At 51.5% G+C, this 18,424-nt stretch carries 12 protein-coding genes; 10 read left to right on the forward strand and 2 right to left on the reverse strand.

Annotation, left to right across the window (positions count from 1 at the left end; translation table 11 throughout):
* The first annotated feature begins 161 nt into the window (after nt 1-161).
* From feoB to L6472_RS05690, 5 genes are all read left to right on the forward strand, one after another.
* Nucleotides 162-2,486, forward strand: a complete 2,325-nt coding sequence (gene feoB, locus L6472_RS05670; protein WP_237807692.1) for a ferrous iron transport protein B — start codon at nt 162-164, stop codon at nt 2,484-2,486.
* Between the two features lie 115 nt (nt 2,487-2,601).
* Nucleotides 2,602-4,239: a diphosphate--fructose-6-phosphate 1-phosphotransferase gene (locus L6472_RS05675; protein ID WP_237807693.1), complete on the forward strand. Its 1,638-nt coding sequence runs from the start codon at nt 2,602-2,604 to the stop codon at nt 4,237-4,239.
* Nucleotides 4,240-5,118, forward strand: coding sequence for a glycoside hydrolase family 25 protein (locus tag L6472_RS05680; RefSeq protein WP_237807694.1), 879 nt, complete (start codon nt 4,240-4,242; stop codon nt 5,116-5,118).
* A 29-nt stretch (nt 5,119-5,147) separates the two neighbouring features.
* Nucleotides 5,148-5,735: a sigma-70 family RNA polymerase sigma factor gene (locus tag L6472_RS05685; RefSeq protein WP_237807695.1), complete on the forward strand. Its 588-nt coding sequence runs from the start codon at nt 5,148-5,150 to the stop codon at nt 5,733-5,735.
* Nucleotides 5,732-6,898: a DUF3078 domain-containing protein gene (locus L6472_RS05690; protein ID WP_237807696.1), complete on the forward strand. Its 1,167-nt coding sequence runs from the start codon at nt 5,732-5,734 to the stop codon at nt 6,896-6,898. Before L6472_RS05685 ends, L6472_RS05690 begins: the two co-directional genes overlap by 4 nt.
* Before the next feature lie 791 nt (nt 6,899-7,689).
* Here L6472_RS05690 and trmD read toward each other — a convergent pair.
* Both trmD and L6472_RS05700 read right to left on the reverse strand, forming a co-directional pair.
* Nucleotides 7,690-8,370: a tRNA (guanosine(37)-N1)-methyltransferase TrmD gene (gene trmD, locus L6472_RS05695; protein ID WP_237807697.1), complete on the reverse strand. Its 681-nt coding sequence runs from the start codon at nt 8,368-8,370 to the stop codon at nt 7,690-7,692.
* Nucleotides 8,371-8,372: 2 nt separating this feature from the next.
* On the reverse strand, nt 8,373-9,227 hold the full coding sequence (locus L6472_RS05700; protein ID WP_237807698.1) for a patatin family protein: 855 nt from the start codon (nt 9,225-9,227) through the stop codon (nt 8,373-8,375).
* Between the two features lie 328 nt (nt 9,228-9,555).
* Here L6472_RS05700 and ligA point away from each other — a divergent pair, with 328 nt between their 5' ends.
* The 5 genes from ligA to L6472_RS05725 are packed head-to-tail and all read left to right on the forward strand — an operon-like array spanning nt 9,556 to nt 18,347.
* A complete protein-coding gene (gene ligA, locus L6472_RS05705) occupies nt 9,556-11,553 on the forward strand; it encodes an NAD-dependent DNA ligase LigA (protein WP_237807700.1) in 1,998 nt (665 codons plus the stop codon).
* Nucleotides 11,550-12,215 (forward strand): B3/4 domain-containing protein, encoded by a 666-nt coding sequence (locus L6472_RS05710; protein WP_237807702.1) that lies wholly within the window; start codon nt 11,550-11,552, stop codon nt 12,213-12,215. Before ligA ends, L6472_RS05710 begins: the two co-directional genes overlap by 4 nt.
* Before the next feature lie 16 nt (nt 12,216-12,231).
* On the forward strand, nt 12,232-14,322 hold the full coding sequence (locus L6472_RS05715) for a glycoside hydrolase 43 family protein (RefSeq protein WP_237807703.1): 2,091 nt from the start codon (nt 12,232-12,234) through the stop codon (nt 14,320-14,322).
* 1 nt (nt 14,323) lies between these two features.
* A complete protein-coding gene (locus L6472_RS05720) occupies nt 14,324-16,282 on the forward strand; it encodes an ABC-F family ATP-binding cassette domain-containing protein (protein WP_237807706.1) in 1,959 nt (652 codons plus the stop codon).
* A gap of 25 nt (nt 16,283-16,307) precedes the next feature.
* Nucleotides 16,308-18,347 carry a M13 family metallopeptidase gene (locus L6472_RS05725; protein WP_237807708.1) on the forward strand — a complete coding sequence of 680 codons (2,040 nt, stop codon included), beginning with the start codon at nt 16,308-16,310 and terminating at the stop codon, nt 18,345-18,347.
* Nucleotides 18,348-18,424: the final 77 nt, after the last annotated feature.

Raw genomic sequence — 18,424 nt, forward strand, 5'->3', positions numbered from 1 at the left:
TTGTTTTTGTGTTTCCCCACTGTTTTCTGTTCGGTTTTCTCCCTTTCGGTTTCTCTGTTCTCCTGAGTACCCATTTTTAGGTATCATATGTTGAAACTTAATTATCCGACATCTTTTTTGGGAAATTATTTGTAACTTTGCAGACTGTAAGAAATAGAACTATGAGATTATCAGAACTGAGAACAGGGGATAAAGGCGTCATCGTGAAAGTGCTGGGACACGGTGGTTTCCGCAAGCGCATCATCGAGATGGGATTCGTCAAGGGCAAAACTGTTGAGGTGTTGTTGAACGCACCTTTGCAGGATCCTGTGAAGTATAAGGTGATGGGCTACGAAGTCAGTCTGCGCCGACAAGAAGCTGAACAGATAGAAGTGGTACAGGAACAGGCGGTACCAGTTGTTAGTAATGCGGTGGCGGGAGCCCAGGGAAGTGTCGTCGAGGAGCGACGCGATGCCCATCACGAGGCACTGCGCAAACGCCGCCATCTGAACGTAGCCTTGGTTGGCAATCCCAACTGTGGTAAGACCTCACTGTTCAATTATGCCAGCGGTGCTCATGCCCATGTGGGCAACTATAGTGGTGTCACTGTCGATGCTACCGTGGCCAAGGCCGAGATGTTTGGCTACGAGTTCGACCTCACCGACCTGCCCGGCACCTATTCGCTCTCGTGCTATTCGCCCGAGGAACTTTACGTCAGAAAGCATTTGGCTGAAGCGATGCCCGATGTGGTTATCAATGTGATCGACGCCTCCAATTTGGAGCGCAATCTTTATCTCACCACACAGTTGGTGGATATGAACGTACCCATGGTGGGGGCACTTAACATGTACGATGAGTTTGAGCGTCGCGGTGACACTCTCGACCTCGACACCCTTTCTCATCTGTTTGGCGTACCCATGATTCCCACCTCTTTCAAGACCGGCATGGGCGTCAAAGAACTCTTTAAGGCCGTCATCCAGGTGTATGAGGGCAACCTGGGTCCCTCTCGCCATATTCACATCAACTACGGTCACGAGTTAGAGAATGGCATTAGCGACATTCAGACCTATCTGAAAGCCGACGAGCATATCCGTCAGCGCTATTCTACGCGCTATCTGGCTATCAAACTGCTTGAGCACGACAGTGACGTGCTGCAGTATGTCGGAAACCATCTCGAGGGCGAGAGCAAGAACGAGCAGCGTCGCCTGTTGTTGGCCGCACGTGACAAAGCCGATACACGCATAAAGGAAGAAACTGGAACCGATGCCGAGACCGCCATTATGGATGCCAAGTATGGCTTCATCAATGGTGCCCTCACCGAGTCTAAGTTCCGCACAGGCGAGAAGGAAGACACCTACCGCACCACACACCTCATCGACCGTGTAATGTCCAACCGCTTCTTTGGTTTGCCCATCTTCTTTTTCATTCTTTTCGTGATGTTCCAGACAACCTTTGTCTTAGGACAGTACCCCATGGATTGGATTGAACAAATAGTAGAGTGGATCGGCAGTTGGGTGGGGCAGATCATGAGCGAGGGCCCCTTGCAGTCCATGCTGGTCGATGGCGTTATTGGTGGTGTTGGAGCTGTCATCGTCTTCCTGCCCCAGATACTGATTCTCTATTTCTTCATCTCGCTGATGGAGGATTCAGGCTATATGGCTCGTGCAGCCTTTATCATGGATCGTATGATGCATGTCATGGGACTGCATGGCAAGTCGTTCATCCCCCTCATCATGGGCTTCGGATGCAATGTGCCAGCCGTGATGGCAACCCGCACCATTGAGAGCCGCCGTTCGCGCCTCATCACGATGATGATTATTCCCCTCATGTCGTGCTCGGCACGTCTGCCCATCTATATCATGATCATCGGCACCTTTTTTGCCGTGGAGTATCAGTCGTGGATCATGCTCAGTCTCTATGCCATCGGCATCCTGATGGCGGTGGTTGTGAGCAAGCTGTTCTCGCGCTTCGTCATCAAGGGCGAGGACACCCCCTTTGTGATGGAACTGCCTCCATATCGTTGGCCTACAGCCAAAGCCATATGGCGCCACACGTGGGAGAAAGGTAAAGAGTATCTGAAGAAGATGGGTGGCATCATCCTGGTGGCCTCTGTCATTGTGTGGGCTTTGGGCTATTTCGGTCCTCACGGAGTGGCTGATGACATGTCTCACAGCTTTATTGGTGCATTGGGTCGCCTGATTGCCCCGATATTCAGTCTGCAGGGTTTCAGTTGGCAAATGGACGTATCACTGTTGGCAGGTGTGGGCGCCAAGGAGATTGTGGCATCTACCATCGGCATCTTGGGCGGATTAGACTCTGTCGGTCCTCTTGCAGCCTATAGCTATCTGCTCTTTGTACTCATCTACTTCCCCTGCATTGCGACCATCGTTGCCGTGAAGCACGAAACTGGGTCGTGGCGATGGGCTGGTTTCATGGCTCTCTACACCACGCTGCTGGCCTGGGTCGTTTCTGCGCTGGCTTATCAGATAGGTCTTCTCTTCGTATGAAAAAGAATACAAAAAAATGCACGCGCATGATAGTTTTCTCACTGAAATTGATTACCTTTGCAGTCGAATTGTAATAGAACATTTTATTCATTAAAATATAAGTAAGAAAAAGATTATGGAAAAAAGTGCATTGCAGATTGCAAGAGCTGCTTACCAGCCCAAACTGCCCCTCGGACTTCAGGGCGCAGTAAAGGTGCAGGAGGGTGCCGCCACTCAGAGTGTTGACAATCAGGAAGAGATCAAGGCCCTCTTTCCCAATACCTATGGCATGCCTCTCGTAGAGTTCGTTCCTGGTCAGGAGACAGCCCACGAGAAAATGAATGTTGGTATCATCCTCAGTGGTGGTCAGGCTCCTGGCGGTCACAACGTGATCACCGGTCTCTTTGATGCTGTTAAGAAGTTGAACCCCGAGAACCGTCTGTTCGGTTTTATTTTAGGTCCTGGTGGTCTGGTTGATCACAACTATATGGAGCTGACTGCCGATATCATCGACGAGTATCGCAACACTGGTGGCTTCGATATGATCGGTTCTGGTCGTACCAAGCTTGAGAAAGTTGATCAGTTTGAGAAGGGTCTCGAGATTATCCGTGAGTTGGGCATCAAGGCTATCGTCATCATCGGTGGCGACGACTCTAACACCAACGCTTGCGTATTGGCAGAGTACTATGCTGCAAAGAACTATGGCGTACAGGTGATCGGTTGTCCTAAGACCATCGACGGCGACTTGAAGAACGATCAGATTGAGACTTCTTTCGGCTTCGATACTGCATGTAAGACTTACTCTGAGCTCATTGGTAACATCGAGCGCGACTGTAACTCAGCACGCAAATACTGGCACTTCATCAAGGTGATGGGCCGTTCGGCATCTCACATCGCCTTGGAGTGTGCCCTGCAGACTCAGCCAAACATCTGCCTCGTTTCTGAGGAGGTAGAGGCAAAGCAGATGAGCCTCGACGATGTAGTAAGCTATATCGCAGAGACCGTTGCTGCCCGTGCTAAGGATGGCAACAACTTTGGTACTGTTATCATCCCCGAGGGTCTGATTGAGTTCATCCCCGCCATCAAGAAACTGATAGCTCAGCTCAACGACGTGCTGGCATTGCCCGAGGCAAAGAACATCAGCCGCGACGAGCAGGTTGACTTTGCAAAGAGTCATCTGACAGCCGAGAACCTTGTTGTGTTCAACAGCCTGCCAGAGGGTGTTGCTCGCCAGTTGGCACTCGACCGCGACCCTCACGGCAATGTACAGGTGTCTCTCATCGAGACAGAGAAACTGCTTTCTGAGATGGTAGCTAAGAAGCTCGACGCTATGAAGGCTGAGGGTAAGTATGTCGGCAAGTTCTCTGCTCAACACCACTTCTTCGGTTACGAAGGACGTTGCGCTGCTCCTTCTAACTTCGATGCAGACTACTGCTACGCTCTGGGTACCAGTGCTGCTCAGCTGATTGCTGCCGGCAAGACTGGTTACATGGCTATCGTTAAGAACACCACAGCACCTGCTGCTGAGTGGAAAGCTGGTGGTGTGCCCATCACCATGATGATGAACATGGAGCGTCGTAACGGTGAGATGAAGCCCGTTATCCGCAAGGCTCTCGTAGAACTTGATGGCAAGCCCTTCAAGACCTTCGCAGCCAATCGCGAAAAGTGGGCACGTGAGACAGCATATATCTATCCTGGTCCAATTCAGTACTGGGGTCCCACTGAGGTTTGCGACCAGCCTACACGCACTCTGGCTTTGGAGCAGAGCAAGTAAATGCCTGCAAAGAAGAGATCAAAGTATAACCACAAACGCAGCAAGACGAAGAGACGTCAAGGTTTCTTTGCCTTGCTGCGTCATCGTTTACCAGGATGGACGTGGTTGCTCGGAGGCATTGCCATGATGGGGCTCTATATCTGGGGGTTCTGGTATTTCTTCGTGTCGCCCTACGGCATCCGTTGGAAAGCCATTTATGGCGAGGTTGACTATCCTGCTGGCTACAATATCCACGGCATCGATGTCAGCCATTATCAGGGCACCATCGACTGGGAACTGCTGCGCAATCGCGGCACGATAGACGAGTGTCCCATCCGCTTCGTCATGATCAAGGCTACCGAGGGTACCGACCGTCTGGACCCTAAGTTCAAGCGTAACTTCTCGAAAGCGCATGAATATGGGTTCACGCGTGGCGCCTATCATTTCTACAGCATGCACTCGGATGCGGCAGCACAGGCTCGTTTCTTTATCAAGAACGTTGACCTGAAGAAGGGCGACCTGCCTCCTGTGCTTGACGTGGAGCATAAGCCTCAGAACAAAAGCAAACAGCAGTTCAAGCACGATGTGCTCAGTTGGTTGCGCATCGTAGAGAAACACTATGGCGTCAAGCCAATTCTTTATACATACTATCGTTTCAAACAGGACTACCTGAACGACACCGTCTTTGATCAATATCCCTACTGGATAGCTCATTACTACGTGGACAGTGTCAGCTATAGGGGACCCTGGAAATTCTGGCAGCACACTGACATGGGACAGTTGCCTGGCATCAAGGGCAAAGTTGATCTGAACATCTACAACGGTTCTTACTACGAGTTGCGCCAACTCACCATTGGCAGTCAGGAAACCATCGGTGTCGATGCTTATCAGGACGAGTAAACACCACACACTTATTTAAAAGAACGTATATGGGAAAGACGAATGATATCAATAAGTTGGTTGAGCAGAATCAGGGATTCGTGATTACCACTGCTCGTCAGTATCAAGGTCGTGGTCTTGATATTGACGATCTGATTAGCGAGGGAAATGTCGGACTGATCAAGGCCGCCCAAAAGTTTGACCCTGAGAGGGGTGTGCCTTTCGTCAACTATGCTGTTGTCTTTATTCGCCAGCAGATAGAGAAGGCCCTGAAGCACGAAGGCGAACTGACGCGTGTAGAGAGCAATGGCAAGGGCATGCGCCGTTCGGTAGATGCACCTCTTGGCTCCAAGGCCAACGTCAGTCTGTTGTCTGTGCTTGTGAACCCCAACTCGCCATTGGCCGACGAACGCGTGTATAACGCGAATACGGCCGAGGCCGTAGAATATGCACTCGACAAGCTCGATGAGCGTTCGAGAATGGTGGTCGAATCCTATTTCGGTATCGCCCAAGATCACCTCACCATGTCCGAGATTGCCGATGACATGAACCTCAAGCGTGAGCGCGTCAGGCAGATTCGCGACCATGCCATCCGCCAAATTAAGAAACATTATAAACAATATCTCAGCAACCTATGAAAAATCTCTTGTTAATCGCATTGGCACTCTGCTCGCTGAATGCTCATGCTGCCAAACCTAACGGCAAGTATTACAGGCTTTTCACGCCGCTAACATTCTTTCATGGCGTTTCTGGCAGTCAGCTCTCTATTGCTTCCAGCGACCCCGACGAGGTAAGCCAGGCCATCAATCAGGCGCTGATGAATGTCTATCTGAAGCGTCCCGATCTGGTGAGGATCACTGAGACCGAGCAGCAGCATGCTGGCACGCTTCGCCAGGACATCATCGATCAGGAAATCGTGCAGACGGCCACTGTCGTCGAGCAGGCCGAACCCATGCCGTCGGCTCCCGAGGTTGAGAGCGTACAGGTGGATGTGAGCAAGCCCAACTTCTGGAAGTTCCGTGGCGACAGCTATCTGCAGTTCATGCAGAACTACGTCAGCAACAATTGGTACAAGGGTGGCGAAAGCAACTACTCGGCAGTGGGTAGTCTGACGCTGGAGGCCAACTATGACAACAAGCAGAAGTTCAAGTGGGAGAACAAGTTGGAACTGAAGCTGGGTATGCAGACATCACGAAGCGACAGCCTTCACAAGTTCAAGGCCCACGAGGACCTGATTCGTTATACTGGCAAGGTGGGACTACAGGCTGCCAAGCGCTGGTACTACACCATGCAGTTGCTGGCCTATACGCAGTTCACTCAGGGCTATCGCGCCAACGACCCGAAGACGTACTCCGACTTTATGTCGCCGTTCAACCTCAGTCTTGGTCTTGGTCTTGACTACAAGGTTAGCTGGTTGAAAGGTCGCATCACGGGAACGGTCAACATGTCGCCTCTGGCCATCAACTACCGTTATGTAGATCGCGCCGACCTGGCTGGCAATTTCGGTGTGAAGTTAGACCGCCACACCCATTCACTGACCGACTTCGGTTCGCAGCTCACTGCTTCGCTTGAGTGGCGCATCAATGATGTGGTGACATGGAAGACGCGTCTCTACAGCTTTTCCAGTTTCCATCGCGAGGAGCTTGAGTGGGAAAACACCTTTGCCCTGCGCGTGTCTAAGTACATCTCTGCCAACCTGTTCCTCTTCCCGCGCTTCGATGATAATCGTCAGCGCGACGACGAGTTAGGCTACTGGCAGTTCAAGGAGTATTCTTCATTAGGCTTCTCCTACAATTTCTAACAGTCAAGGTCCGACAACTTTATTCGTAGATATATAGGGCTGACACCTGCGTTGGGTGTCAGCCTTTTTTCTGTCGAAGTCATCGCCGTTGTCCTCTTTTGGGCTCAGTTGCAATTGCTTAGGTTTCGCGATGCTCCCAGAGTCTTGAATTGGCATTTCCAGAGTCTGGAGAGGGTCGTTTTAAGGTCTAAAACCACGTATTCTAAAGTATAGAAGAGGCGTTTCTAAAGTCTAAAACCGAAGCTATCATTTCTGGCCTAGCCCCTGGATGCTCTACATCCAGCCCTTAGAAGGACCGCATCCAAGGGCTAAAACGACGCGTTCCAGGGGCTGGATGCGCCACTTCCAGGGGCTGGATGGACATCAAAAGTAAAGCTATTGCAACGCAAAAACGAAACTATAACAAGACGAAAGCAGCACTATGACAGTGCGAAACCGTTCCTATCCCGACCAAGAACAACCCCACCACGACTCTCCTGAGGGAAGTGGTAATCCTGTTTTTTCTATCTGATTTCTACTTTAATTGATTTCTATCTAAAGAATCTGCTGAGCCTCTACTGAAATAACAAAAAGCGAAAAATAAAGGATTACCCCTATGATTTTTCGCTTGAGCCCTCTTTTGTCATCACGTTGTCCTGTTCTCTAATAGACGTGAATGGTTGTGATTCTCTTTCAAGTCACTGATGATTAAGTCAAGTCAGCCCATCGGAGGCTCTTCTTAATAGGCTAAGGAAAAACAAACCCCCTCTCTTTAGAGAAGGGGGGCTCTTTTCAGAAATAGAATAAGTAGTTTACTGCTCTTTCAGCAGGTCGGGGCGCAAGCGGCGGGTGCGCTCCATGGCTTGTTCCAATTCCCAGTTTCTTATTTTTGCTTCGTTTCCACTTAGTAGGATGTCGGGTACCTTCCAGCCTTTATAGTCGGCAGGACGTGTGTAGATGGGAGCTGCAAGCAGGTCGTCCTGAAAGCAGTCTGACAGAGCACTCTGCTCGTCGCCAATCACGCCGGGCACCACGCGCACGATGGCATCGGCAATCATGGCAGCCACCAGTTCGCCGCCAGTCAGCACAAAGTCGCCAATAGAAATTTCCTTCGTAATCAGGTGATCGCGCACACGTTGGTCTATGCCTTTGTAGTGGCCAGCCAGAATAATCAGGTTGCCTTTCAGCGACAGCTCGTTGGCCATGTGCTGATCGAAACGCTCGCCGTCGGGTGACGTGAAGATCACTTCGTCGTAGTTGCGCTCGGCTTTCAGCGCTGTGATGCAACGGTCTATCGGTTCACACTGCATCACCATGCCTGCGCTGCCACCATAGGGGTAGTCGTCCACACGACGCCACTTGTCCAGCGTATAATCTCTTAAGTTATGTAATTTTATTTCTGCTAGTCCTTTCTTCTCGGCACGCGCTAAGATGGACTCGTGCACGAAGCCTTCAAGCATTTCTGGCAGTACTGAAATGATATCTATTCTCATGTCTATTTCTCTTTGTAAAAAGCTTTTATACTTTCAATGTATTGTTCTCCGGTGCGAGTTCCCATGTCATATACCGCCTTCATTTCCTTCGGGTCGTGGGAAATGTGTCCAATCGGTATTTTCGTTTCTGGACGTATCACCATGCACCTGCCCGCAGCCTCGGCTTGACGAACATAGGCCAGCTGTCTGTTGTACATCTCGTGGCGTGTTTCCATGGCTTTAATCATGTTTGGATATTTCCTAAGTGCAATGCGCATGATGGGCATCAGTCGGTTAGGCTTTTTTACGAAGCCTTCGGGTTGCGTCAGCACCACTACGTTGCGCTGGTAGCCCAGTTTTTCGAAGTACTCCAACGGGATGGAGTCGCTCACACCGCCATCCAGCAGTTTGATGCCTTCCAGTTCGACGACCTTTGACGCAAGCGGCATGGATGCCGATGCGCGTATCCAGTCGTAGGTGTCATCGTTCACCTCGTCCAATCGCTTGTAAATAGGAAATCCAGTCTCAACGTCTGTGCATACGGCAAAGAACGTCATTGGGTTCTCGTTGAAGGTCTTGTCGTCGAACAGGTCATAGCGTGTGGGCACTATGTGGTAGTCAAATTCAGCGTTGAAGTAGTTGCCCGTCTTAAGCCACGATCCGATGCCGCTATAGCGTTTGTCCTTGGCAAAGCGCATGTTATAGCGGATGGCACGTCCAATCTGTCTCGACTTCATGTTACACCCGAAAGCCGCTCCTGCCGACACGCCAATCAAACCGTCCGGCCACACCTCGTGGCGCATCATCACGTCGATGATACCTGCAGTGAAGAGCCCTCTCATAGCCCCGCCTTCCAGTACAAGTCCCGTATTATTCATATTGAAATGCAAAGGTAACTTTTTTTTTTGAGATATGCAAATGATTACAGCTAAAAGATAATCATGTTTTCAGGGACTGATCATCCCCCTTCCTTTTGGATAGGGCAGGGTGGGGGCATGGGTGTTCTTTTATGATACGGAAAAGATGGAATAAGTAGAATCTCTTTACGCTGCGCTTATTGGTTGTGAAGGAAGAAAACGGCAAATTCATGATTAATATGAAAATAGCTTCAAGAAAAGGCAATAAAGGTGGATTAAATATATGATTTAATTTTGAATTTCGCTCATTAATTATTACCTTTGCATCCAAATTCTAAACGGAAATGTTATGGACGACAAGCAGCGTATCATGGATTTGCGACGGCAGTTGCATGAACACAATTATAAATACTATGTACTGAATCAGCCAGAAATCAGCGATCAGGAGTTCGACTTCATGATGCACGAACTACAGGATCTGGAGGCCAAACATCCAGAACTGTTTGATGCCAACTCGCCCACACAGCGCGTGGGCAGTGACCTGCAGTCCGACTTTCGTCAGGTGGTACACAAATACCCCATGTTGTCGTTGGCCAACACCTATAGCGAGCAAGACGTGCGCGAATGGTATGAGAGTGTCCGCAAGGGTCTGGCTGGCGAAGATTTCGAGGTGTGTTGCGAAATGAAGTACGACGGTCTGAGCATCTCGCTGACCTATGTTGATGGCCGGCTGACGCAAGCTGTGACGCGTGGTGACGGCGTGCGGGGCGATGATGTGACCCAGAACGTGAGAACCATCTCCAGTATTCCGTTGATACTGCCCGGTAGCGGCTATCCCCATGAGTTTGAGATTCGTGGCGAGATACTGATGCCTTGGTCATCGTTCGAACGACTCAACCGCGAGCGCGAGGCAGCCGAAGAACCTTTGTTTGCCAATCCACGCAATGCCGCCAGCGGTACGCTGAAGAGTCTGGACTCAAGAGTGGTGGCCAAGCGTGGACTGGACGCCTATCTCTACTATCTGTTGGGCGAGGAAGTGCCTGCCGAAGGACATTTCGAAAACCTGCAGTTGGCGCGTTCGTGGGGATTCAAGATCTCCGAGGGCATGCGCAAGGTGAAGACAGTAGAGGAGATTCTGGATTTCATCAACTATTGGGACACCGAGCGCAAGAACCTGCCCGTGGCCACCGATGGCATCGTGCTGAAGGTGAACGCACTGCGTCAGCAGCGCTCGCTGGGCTATACGGCCAAGAGTCCCCGCTGGGCCATTGCCTATAAGTTCAAGGCCGAGCGTGCCTGCACCCGTCTGCTGGAGGTCACCTATCAGGTGGGGCGCACCGGTGCCGTGACGCCCGTGGCCAATATGGAGCCCGTGCAACTGGCAGGCACCACGGTGAAACGAGCCACGCTGAACAACGAAGACTTCATCAAGAGCTTCGACCTGCATCTGGGCGATGCCGTCTATGTAGAGAAGGGCGGTGAGATCATCCCTAAGATTGTGGGAGTCGATGTCGATCAGCGACCCATCATAGCCATGCCTGTACAGTTCATCAAGCGCTGTCCCGAATGTGGCACCCCCTTGGTGCGCTACGAGGGCGAGGCCGCCTGGTACTGTCCGAACGACACTGGCTGTCCACCACAGATCAAAGGTCGCATAGAGCACTTCATTGCCCGCAAGGCCATGAATATCGACTCACTGGGTCCTGAGACTGTCGATGAATACTATCGTCGTGGGCTGGTGAAGAACGTGGCCGACCTCTATCAGATTGACGTACAGCAGATCAATGGTGATGGCAGTCGCACCAAGTCGGCACAGCGCATCGTCAATGGTATTCAGAAATCCAAGGAAGTACCCTTCGAGCGTGTTGTCTTTGCGCTTGGCATCCGCTTTGTCGGCGAGACATCGGCGCGCCTGTTGGCCCGTCATTTCAAGTCGATGGATGCGCTGATGGCTGCCGGACTGGCAGAGCTCCAAGAAGTAGAAGGCATTGGCGAAGTGATGGCCAAGAGTATCATAGGCTATTTCCATGATGCCGCCAACATAGACATTATCAACCGATTGCGTTCGTACGGGTTGCAGATGGAACTGCAGGCCAGTCAGACGGCATCGGCTAGCGACAAGCTGGCAGGCCAGAGCGTGGTCATCAGTGGCGTGTTTGCCCATCACTCGCGCGATGAGTACAAGCTCATTATCGAGCAGCATGGCGGCAAGAACGTGGGTAGCATCAGCGGCAAGACCTCGTTCATCCTGGCTGGCGAGAACATGGGGCCGTCGAAACTCGAAAAAGCCCAAAAGCTCGGTATAAAGATTATGAATGAAGAAGAGTTTCTGGAATTGTTGAAATGAATATCATCGTATCCGAAGAGATAGTATCCGTTTGCCCCGACTTCGTGGGCGCGGCCGTCGAGGCCCAGGTGAAGAATACACCCTTTTGCGAAGCCTTGTGGGGCGAAATCAGGACGCTGCAGGCAGAGGTGGTCCATACGTTGACTAACGAGCAACTGAAAAACCTGCCCGGCATTGCTGCCACCCGCCGCGTCTATAAGGCCTGTGGCAAGGATCCCTCTCGCTATCGTCCAGCCAGCGAACAGCTGATGCGCCGCTTGTTGCAAGGCAAGGACCTCTATCAGATAGATACCCTGGTGGACTTGGTCAACTTGGCCAGCATGAAGTATGGCTACAGCATTGGCGGCTTTGATGCCGACAAGTTGGACGGACAGACGCTGACCCTGGGCGTGGGACGCGAGGACGAGCCCTACGAGGGTATTGGCCGCGGTGTCTTGAATATTGCCGGACTGCCCGTCTATCGCGACAGGGTAGGAGGGTTTGGCACCCCCACTAGCGACCATGAGCGTACGAAGATGACCTTGTCAACCACCCACTTGCTGGTGCTTATCAATGGCTATGACGGCAACGAACAGCGGGTGGCTGAGAATGCCCGCTACATACAAGAACTACTGAAACACTATGCCGACAGCGATGGAGGTACAGTTTATATTTACAAATAACTAATCAACTATGACAATGAAGAAAACAATAGTTTGTCTCATGATAAGCGCTCTGATGGCGACGCCAGCCGGTGCTCAGTCGTGGACCGCCGACAATGGAAACGGAACGTTTACAAATCCACTGTTCTACGACGAGTTTAGCGATCCCGACATCCTGCGCGTGGGCGATGACTACTATCTGGCAGGCACCACCATGCACACCGTGCCAGGGCTCGTTATCTTGCACTCAAAAGACCTGGTGAACTGGGAGAATATATCTTACTGCTTTGACCGCTTCGACTTCGGCGATGATGCTTTCTCGCTGAAAAACCACAAGGAAATCTATGGTCAGGGCATCTGGGCACCCTGCATCCGCTATGCCAACGGTCAATTCTATGTCTTTTCAAATGTCAACGGCAAAGGGCTGCAGTGCTACACGGCCAAGGATATACGCGGCCCATGGAAGCATCATAATATGAAAGGCGACATCTACGACCTCGGTGTGCTGTTTGACGACGATGGCAAGGTGTATGCCATTCATGGCTATGGCAAGGTGAGATGCACCGAACTGAAGCCCGATATGAGCGGACCTGTAGAGGGCAGCGAGCGTGTCATCATTCCTGAAGGCAACGGTGTAGGCGAGGGACACCACATGTATAAGATTGATGGGATGTATTATCTCATCTCTACCGACTATAAACCCAATGGCCGTACCCTTTGCTCGCGCTCAAAGAGCATATGGGGACCCTATGAGACACGTGTCATCACTGCCGACGAGACCTATGGCTATCATGCCGTCTCGCTGACACAGTTGCCTCGTGGCGAGAAGTATCGCATCGGGCAAGATGGCACAAAGTTCAAGTTGGGACCGGTGGACCAGAGCGCTACCGCCTGCAGCAATGCCCATCAAGGCGGCATCGTGCAGGCTGCCGATGGCTCGTGGTGGGCACTGTTCATGCAAGACTTCCACTCGATTGGTCGCACTGTCTGTCTGATGCCGATGACGTGGAAAGACGGATGGCCCATGGTCGGACTGGAGGGTAACCTGGGACGTGCTCCGCGCACGTGGTTCAAGCCTGCCACCCAGTCAGGAGAGACCTCTGTGGTTGGTGCTCCGTATGACAGAAACGAGAATTTCGATGGCAAGGCCTTAGGACGTGTGTGGCAGTGGAACCACAATCCAGACGACCGCAAATGGCAACTGAAAAACGGGCGCCTGCGCTTGCAGTCGATGCCGGCAGAACAGCTGATGTGGGCACGCAATACGTTGACGCAACGCGTCATTGGTCCGCAGTCGGTGACCACCGTAGAACTCTTTGTCGGTGGAATGAAGGATGGCGACGTCTGTGGTCTGGGCAATATCAACGTGCCCTGTTCGTGGATCGGTGTGGTGAAGACGGGAGAGCAGCTGACCTTGCGTTGTTATGAGCAACTGACTAACGACACCATTGATCGCCCAGTCTCGTTGCCTCATGGCAAGATATGGCTGCGCTGTCATGGCTACTACGATGACGATAGGTCACAGTATGCCTATAGTGAGGACGGACAGCACTTCCAGACCATCGGGCGCAAGATGCCGCTCAGCTATCAGCTAATCTCGTTTCAAGGTTCGCGCCATGCCCTCTTCGCATTCAACAAAGACAGGAAGAACGGTGGCTATGCCGAGTTTGACAATTTCACCGTAGAGGAGCCTTGTGCCGATCGTAGCGAGAACATCCCCTTCGGCAAGACGTTTCGTATCATCAACAAGGCCACAGGCCGTCCCGCCATCTGCTTGCCTCACGGCATCCTCTACGACACACGTGCTGCCGATAAGAGCAAGAACACGCAGTTCCGTCTGGTAGACAAGGGACACGGACAGGTGCTGGTGCAGTGCTTAGACGGCCGATATATCAAGACGTATGGCGAAGGACTGCCTGGCGATGTCCGCTTCACGCTTGATGCCACCGAAGCCGAAGTGTTCCTTTGGCAAGACTACCTGAATCACGACTTCATGCTGCTGTCTGTGCGCACACACCAGTATATAGGCAAGAGTCCTACCACAGGTAGTCCTTATAGTATGGATTATAAAGGTGCAGATCCAGCCCGCAAGAATGGTGCTGTGCTGCACTGGGAAGTAATGGAATAAAATGATTTCTGTAGAAAATTTAAAAGTAGAGTTTGGTGTCAAACCGTTGTTTTCAGATGTAAGCTTTGTGGTCAACGACCGCGACCGCATTGCCCTGGTGGGCAAGAATGGTGCTGGCAAATCGACCATGCTGAAGATGCTGTGCGGGCTGGAGCAGCCCACCGCTGGACAGGTCAGCGTGCCTGCCGACACCACGATTGGCTACCTGCCACAGGTGATGGTACTTCAGGATAATACGACAGTTAGGGAAGAGGCGCAGAAAGCCTTTGCCGACATCCAGAAGATTGCTGCCCGTATAGAGCGCATGGAGAAGCAGCTCAACGAGCGTACAGACTATGAGAGTGAGGAATATATGGCATTGGTAGAGAAATTTACCAGTGAACATGAGCGCTACCAGATGTTGGGCGCCGAGGGCTACGAGGCCGAGATCGAGCGCACGCTGATGGGACTGGGCTTCGACCGCACAGACCTGGACCGTCCGACCCGTGAGTTCTCGGGCGGATGGCGTATGCGTATCGAGTTGGCCAAGATACTGCTTCGCCGACCCGACGTGCTGTTGCTCGACGAACCTACCAACCACCTTGACATCAACTCCATCCAGTGGCTGGAACAGTTTCTTAGTCATTCGCCGAGTGCCGTCGTGCTGGTCAGTCACGACCGCGCGTTCATCAACAACGTGACCAACCGCACGCTGGAAATCGCTTGCGGCAAGGTGGTGGACTATCGGGTGAAGTACAACGAGTATGTCACCCTGCGCCAGGAACGCCGCGAACAGCAGATGCGAGCCTATGAGAACCAGCAGAAGGAAATCAGCGAGATGAAAGCCTTCATCGAGCGCTTCCGCTATCAGGCCACCAAAGCCGTACAGGTGCAACAGAAAGTGAAGCAGCTGGAGAAGATCGTACCCGTCGAGATTGACGAGATCGATAACTCGGCCCTGCACCTGAAGTTTCCGCCCTGTCTGCGCAGTGGCGACTATCCTGTGATTTGTGAAGACGTGAAGAAGACCTACGACCATGTGGTCTTCGACCATGTAAATCTCACGATCAAGCGTGGAGAGAAGGTGGCGTTCGTGGGCAAGAACGGTGAAGGCAAGTCCACGCTCGTGAAATGTATCATGGGCGAGATTCCCTTCGAAGGAAACCTCAAGGTGGGACACAACGTGCAGATAGGCTATTTTGCGCAAAACCAGGCGCAACTGCTCGACGAGTCGCTGACTGTGTTTCAGACCATCGACCATGTGGCAAAGGGCGAAGTGCGCTTGAAGATCAACGACATACTCGGTGCCTTCATGTTTGGTGGCGAAGCCAGCGACAAGCGCGTCAAAGTGCTCAGTGGTGGCGAGCGCAGTCGTCTGGCTATGATTCGACTACTGCTTGAGCCCGTCAACCTGCTGATTCTCGACGAGCCGACAAACCACTTGGACATGCCGTCGAAGGATGTGCTGAAAGAAGCAATCAAGGCATTCGACGGTACGGCTATCATCGTGAGTCACGACCGTGAGTTCCTTGACGGACTGGTGAGCAAGGTCTATGAGTTTGGCGGCGGAAAGGTGCGTGAGCACCTGGGTGGCATCTATGACTTCCTGCAGTCGAAAGAGTCTCAGACACAGGTGAAAGGCGATACGATAGACGCCTATTTCGAAAAAGGAAAGAAGACCAAGGAAGTTCCAAAGGCTGCCGAAGTTTCCACTGCCAAGGGTGGCTCCTATGCTGCCCACAAAGAACTGCAGAAGCAGCTGAAAAAAGCCGAACGTGCCGTAGAAGAGAGTGAGAAGAAAATCAGCAAGTTTGAATTGCGTCTGAAAGAGCTGGACGCACTGCTGTGCGATCCCAAGAATGCAGCCGACATGACCTTGGTCACGGAATACACAGATACAAAGAAGGGAATGGACGAGGAGGTGGAGCGCTGGGAGAAACTCTCCGAGGAACTGGAACAATTACAAACTAATCAAGCATGAAGAGTTATTTTATTGATAAAACAACATGGAATTTAAAAGTTTATTTACTATGATGACATTGACGCTCATGTCGATGACAGGTAGCGCACAGGGCACGTTAAGCTCTGGTATTGATCTTGGGAATATGGACAAAAGTGTGAAGCCGACAGACGATTTCTATCAGTATGCCTGCGGCGGTTGGATGACTAAGAATCCGCTGCCTGCCGCTTACTCGCGATTTGGTTCGTTCGACATGATTGGTGAGGAGAACAACAAACGCGTGAACGGAATTCTGGACGAGCTTCTGAAGGGCTCCTACGAGAAGGGTACGATAGAGCAGAAACTGAGCGACCTCTACAAGTTGGCGATGGATGAAGAACGCCGCAACAAGGACGGTGTGGCTCCTGCAATGGCGCTTATCAAGCAACTTGAAAAAGCAAAGACCGTGGCTCAGCTCTTCCAGGTCCAGTTGTCTATGGCGCCTTATGGTAATTCAGAATTTTTCGATTCTTACGTAGGTGCTGATGAGAAGAATGCATCGCAGAACATTCTGCAAGTTTCGCAGGGTGGTATCTCGTTGGGCGACAAGAGCTACTATTTGGAGAACGATGTTGAGACTGTGAAGATTCGTGAATCTTATAAGGCGCATATAATCAAAATGTTCCAGCTATTTGGCTTTAGTAAGTCTGCTGCTGTTAAGAAGATGAACAACGTGATGCGTGTGGAGACTGCACTCGCCAAGGTGTCGCGCTCAAAGACCGACTTGCGTAATCCTCAGAAGAACTATCATAAAATGTCGTTAAAAGCGTTTGACGAGAAATACCCCAACATCCAGTTGGAAAAGCAGGCAAACGCCAGTGGACTTGACTCAAAATACTGTCAGGAACTAGTGGTGGGTCAGCCCGAGTTCTTTGCAGGCGTTAATACCCTGCTGAGCACCATCAAGGCCGCCGAGTATCGCGACTATATGGAGTGGGGGCATATCCTTTCAGCATCAAGCTACTTGGACGACAAAGTGCAGCAGGAGAACTTCGAGTTCTTCGGCAAAGTGATGTCGGGTCGTCAAGAAGATCACCCCCTGTGGCGCCGTGCCACTCAGCAGTTGCAGAGCCAGATGGGACAAGCACTTGGACGCATCTACGTGCAGAAATATTTTCCCGCATCTTCTAAAGAGCGCATGTTGCGCCTGATCAAGAATTTGCAGATTGCCCTTGGCGAGCGCATTGCCGCACAAGACTGGATGAGCGATGCCACCAAGGTGAATGCCTTGCTGAAGCTGAATACCTTTTATGTGAAGGTGGGCTATCCCGATAAGTGGATTGATATGAGCCGTTTGACCATCGATCCCGAGAAGTCGTACTTCGACAATATCCTCGCTTGCCGTAAGTTCTGGAACAGCTATCAGATAGAGCATACAGCCGGTAAACCAGTGGACCGCGACGACTGGCACATGTTCCCACAGACGGTGAATGCCTACTATAATCCCACCACCAATGAGATCTGCTTCCCCGCAGGTATCCTGCAGGGCTGCTTCTTTGACCCCGATGCCGACGATGCCTTCAACTATGGCGCCATTGGTGTGGTGATCGGTCACGAGATGACTCACGGATTCGACGATCAAGGTCGTCAGTACGACAAAGATGGTAATATGAACGACTGGTGGGCTGAGAAGGATGGCGAACTCTTCAAGGCACGTGCCAATCAGTATGCCGATTTCTTCTCTTCGATTAAGGTGCTGCCCGACTTGAACGCTAACGGTCAGTTCACACTGGGCGAGAACCTGGCCGACCATGGTGGTCTGCAGGTAGCTTATGCCGCATTCAAAAATGCCACCAAGAACGCCCCGTTGCCCGTCATCGACGGTCTGACCCCCGACCAGCGCTTCTTCATTGCCTATGCAGGCGTATGGGCAGGCAATATCACCGAGGCAGAAATCAGAAATCGCACCAAGAACGATCCCCATTCGTTGGGCAGATGGCGCGTGAACGGAGCCTTGAAACACATTGATGCCTGGTATGAGGCTTTTGGCGTGAAGCCCGGCGATGCGATGTATATACCTCGCGAACAGCGCTTGCAATTATGGTAAACACTTAACAGAAATTAATAAAAGTCCTTAAACTTTGAAACATTTTGAAAGTTTAAGGACTTTATTTTTGGTAATAT

It is taken from the genome of Prevotella sp. E13-17, from assembly GCF_022024035.1.
In the GTDB taxonomy this organism is placed as follows: Bacteria; Bacteroidota; Bacteroidia; order Bacteroidales; family Bacteroidaceae; genus Prevotella.

Excerpts from the sequence above, each read along its gene's own strand:
- feoB (WP_237807692.1), top strand. The coding sequence starts at position 162 with ATGAGATTATCAGAACTGAGAACAGGGGATAAAGGCGTCATCGTGAAA.
- L6472_RS05675 (WP_237807693.1), top strand. The coding sequence starts at position 2,602 with ATGGAAAAAAGTGCATTGCAGATTGCAAGAGCTGCTTACCAGCCCAAA.
- L6472_RS05680 (WP_237807694.1), top strand. The coding sequence starts at position 4,240 with ATGCCTGCAAAGAAGAGATCAAAGTATAACCACAAACGCAGCAAGACG.
- L6472_RS05685 (WP_237807695.1), top strand. The coding sequence starts at position 5,148 with ATGGGAAAGACGAATGATATCAATAAGTTGGTTGAGCAGAATCAGGGA.
- L6472_RS05690 (WP_237807696.1), top strand. The coding sequence starts at position 5,732 with ATGAAAAATCTCTTGTTAATCGCATTGGCACTCTGCTCGCTGAATGCT.
- trmD (WP_237807697.1), bottom strand. The coding sequence starts at position 8,370 with ATGAGAATAGATATCATTTCAGTACTGCCAGAAATGCTTGAAGGCTTC.
- L6472_RS05700 (WP_237807698.1), bottom strand. The coding sequence starts at position 9,227 with ATGAATAATACGGGACTTGTACTGGAAGGCGGGGCTATGAGAGGGCTC.
- ligA (WP_237807700.1), top strand. The coding sequence starts at position 9,556 with ATGGACGACAAGCAGCGTATCATGGATTTGCGACGGCAGTTGCATGAA.
- L6472_RS05710 (WP_237807702.1), top strand. The coding sequence starts at position 11,550 with ATGAATATCATCGTATCCGAAGAGATAGTATCCGTTTGCCCCGACTTC.
- L6472_RS05715 (WP_237807703.1), top strand. The coding sequence starts at position 12,232 with ATGAAGAAAACAATAGTTTGTCTCATGATAAGCGCTCTGATGGCGACG.
- L6472_RS05720 (WP_237807706.1), top strand. The coding sequence starts at position 14,324 with ATGATTTCTGTAGAAAATTTAAAAGTAGAGTTTGGTGTCAAACCGTTG.
- L6472_RS05725 (WP_237807708.1), top strand. The coding sequence starts at position 16,308 with ATGGAATTTAAAAGTTTATTTACTATGATGACATTGACGCTCATGTCG.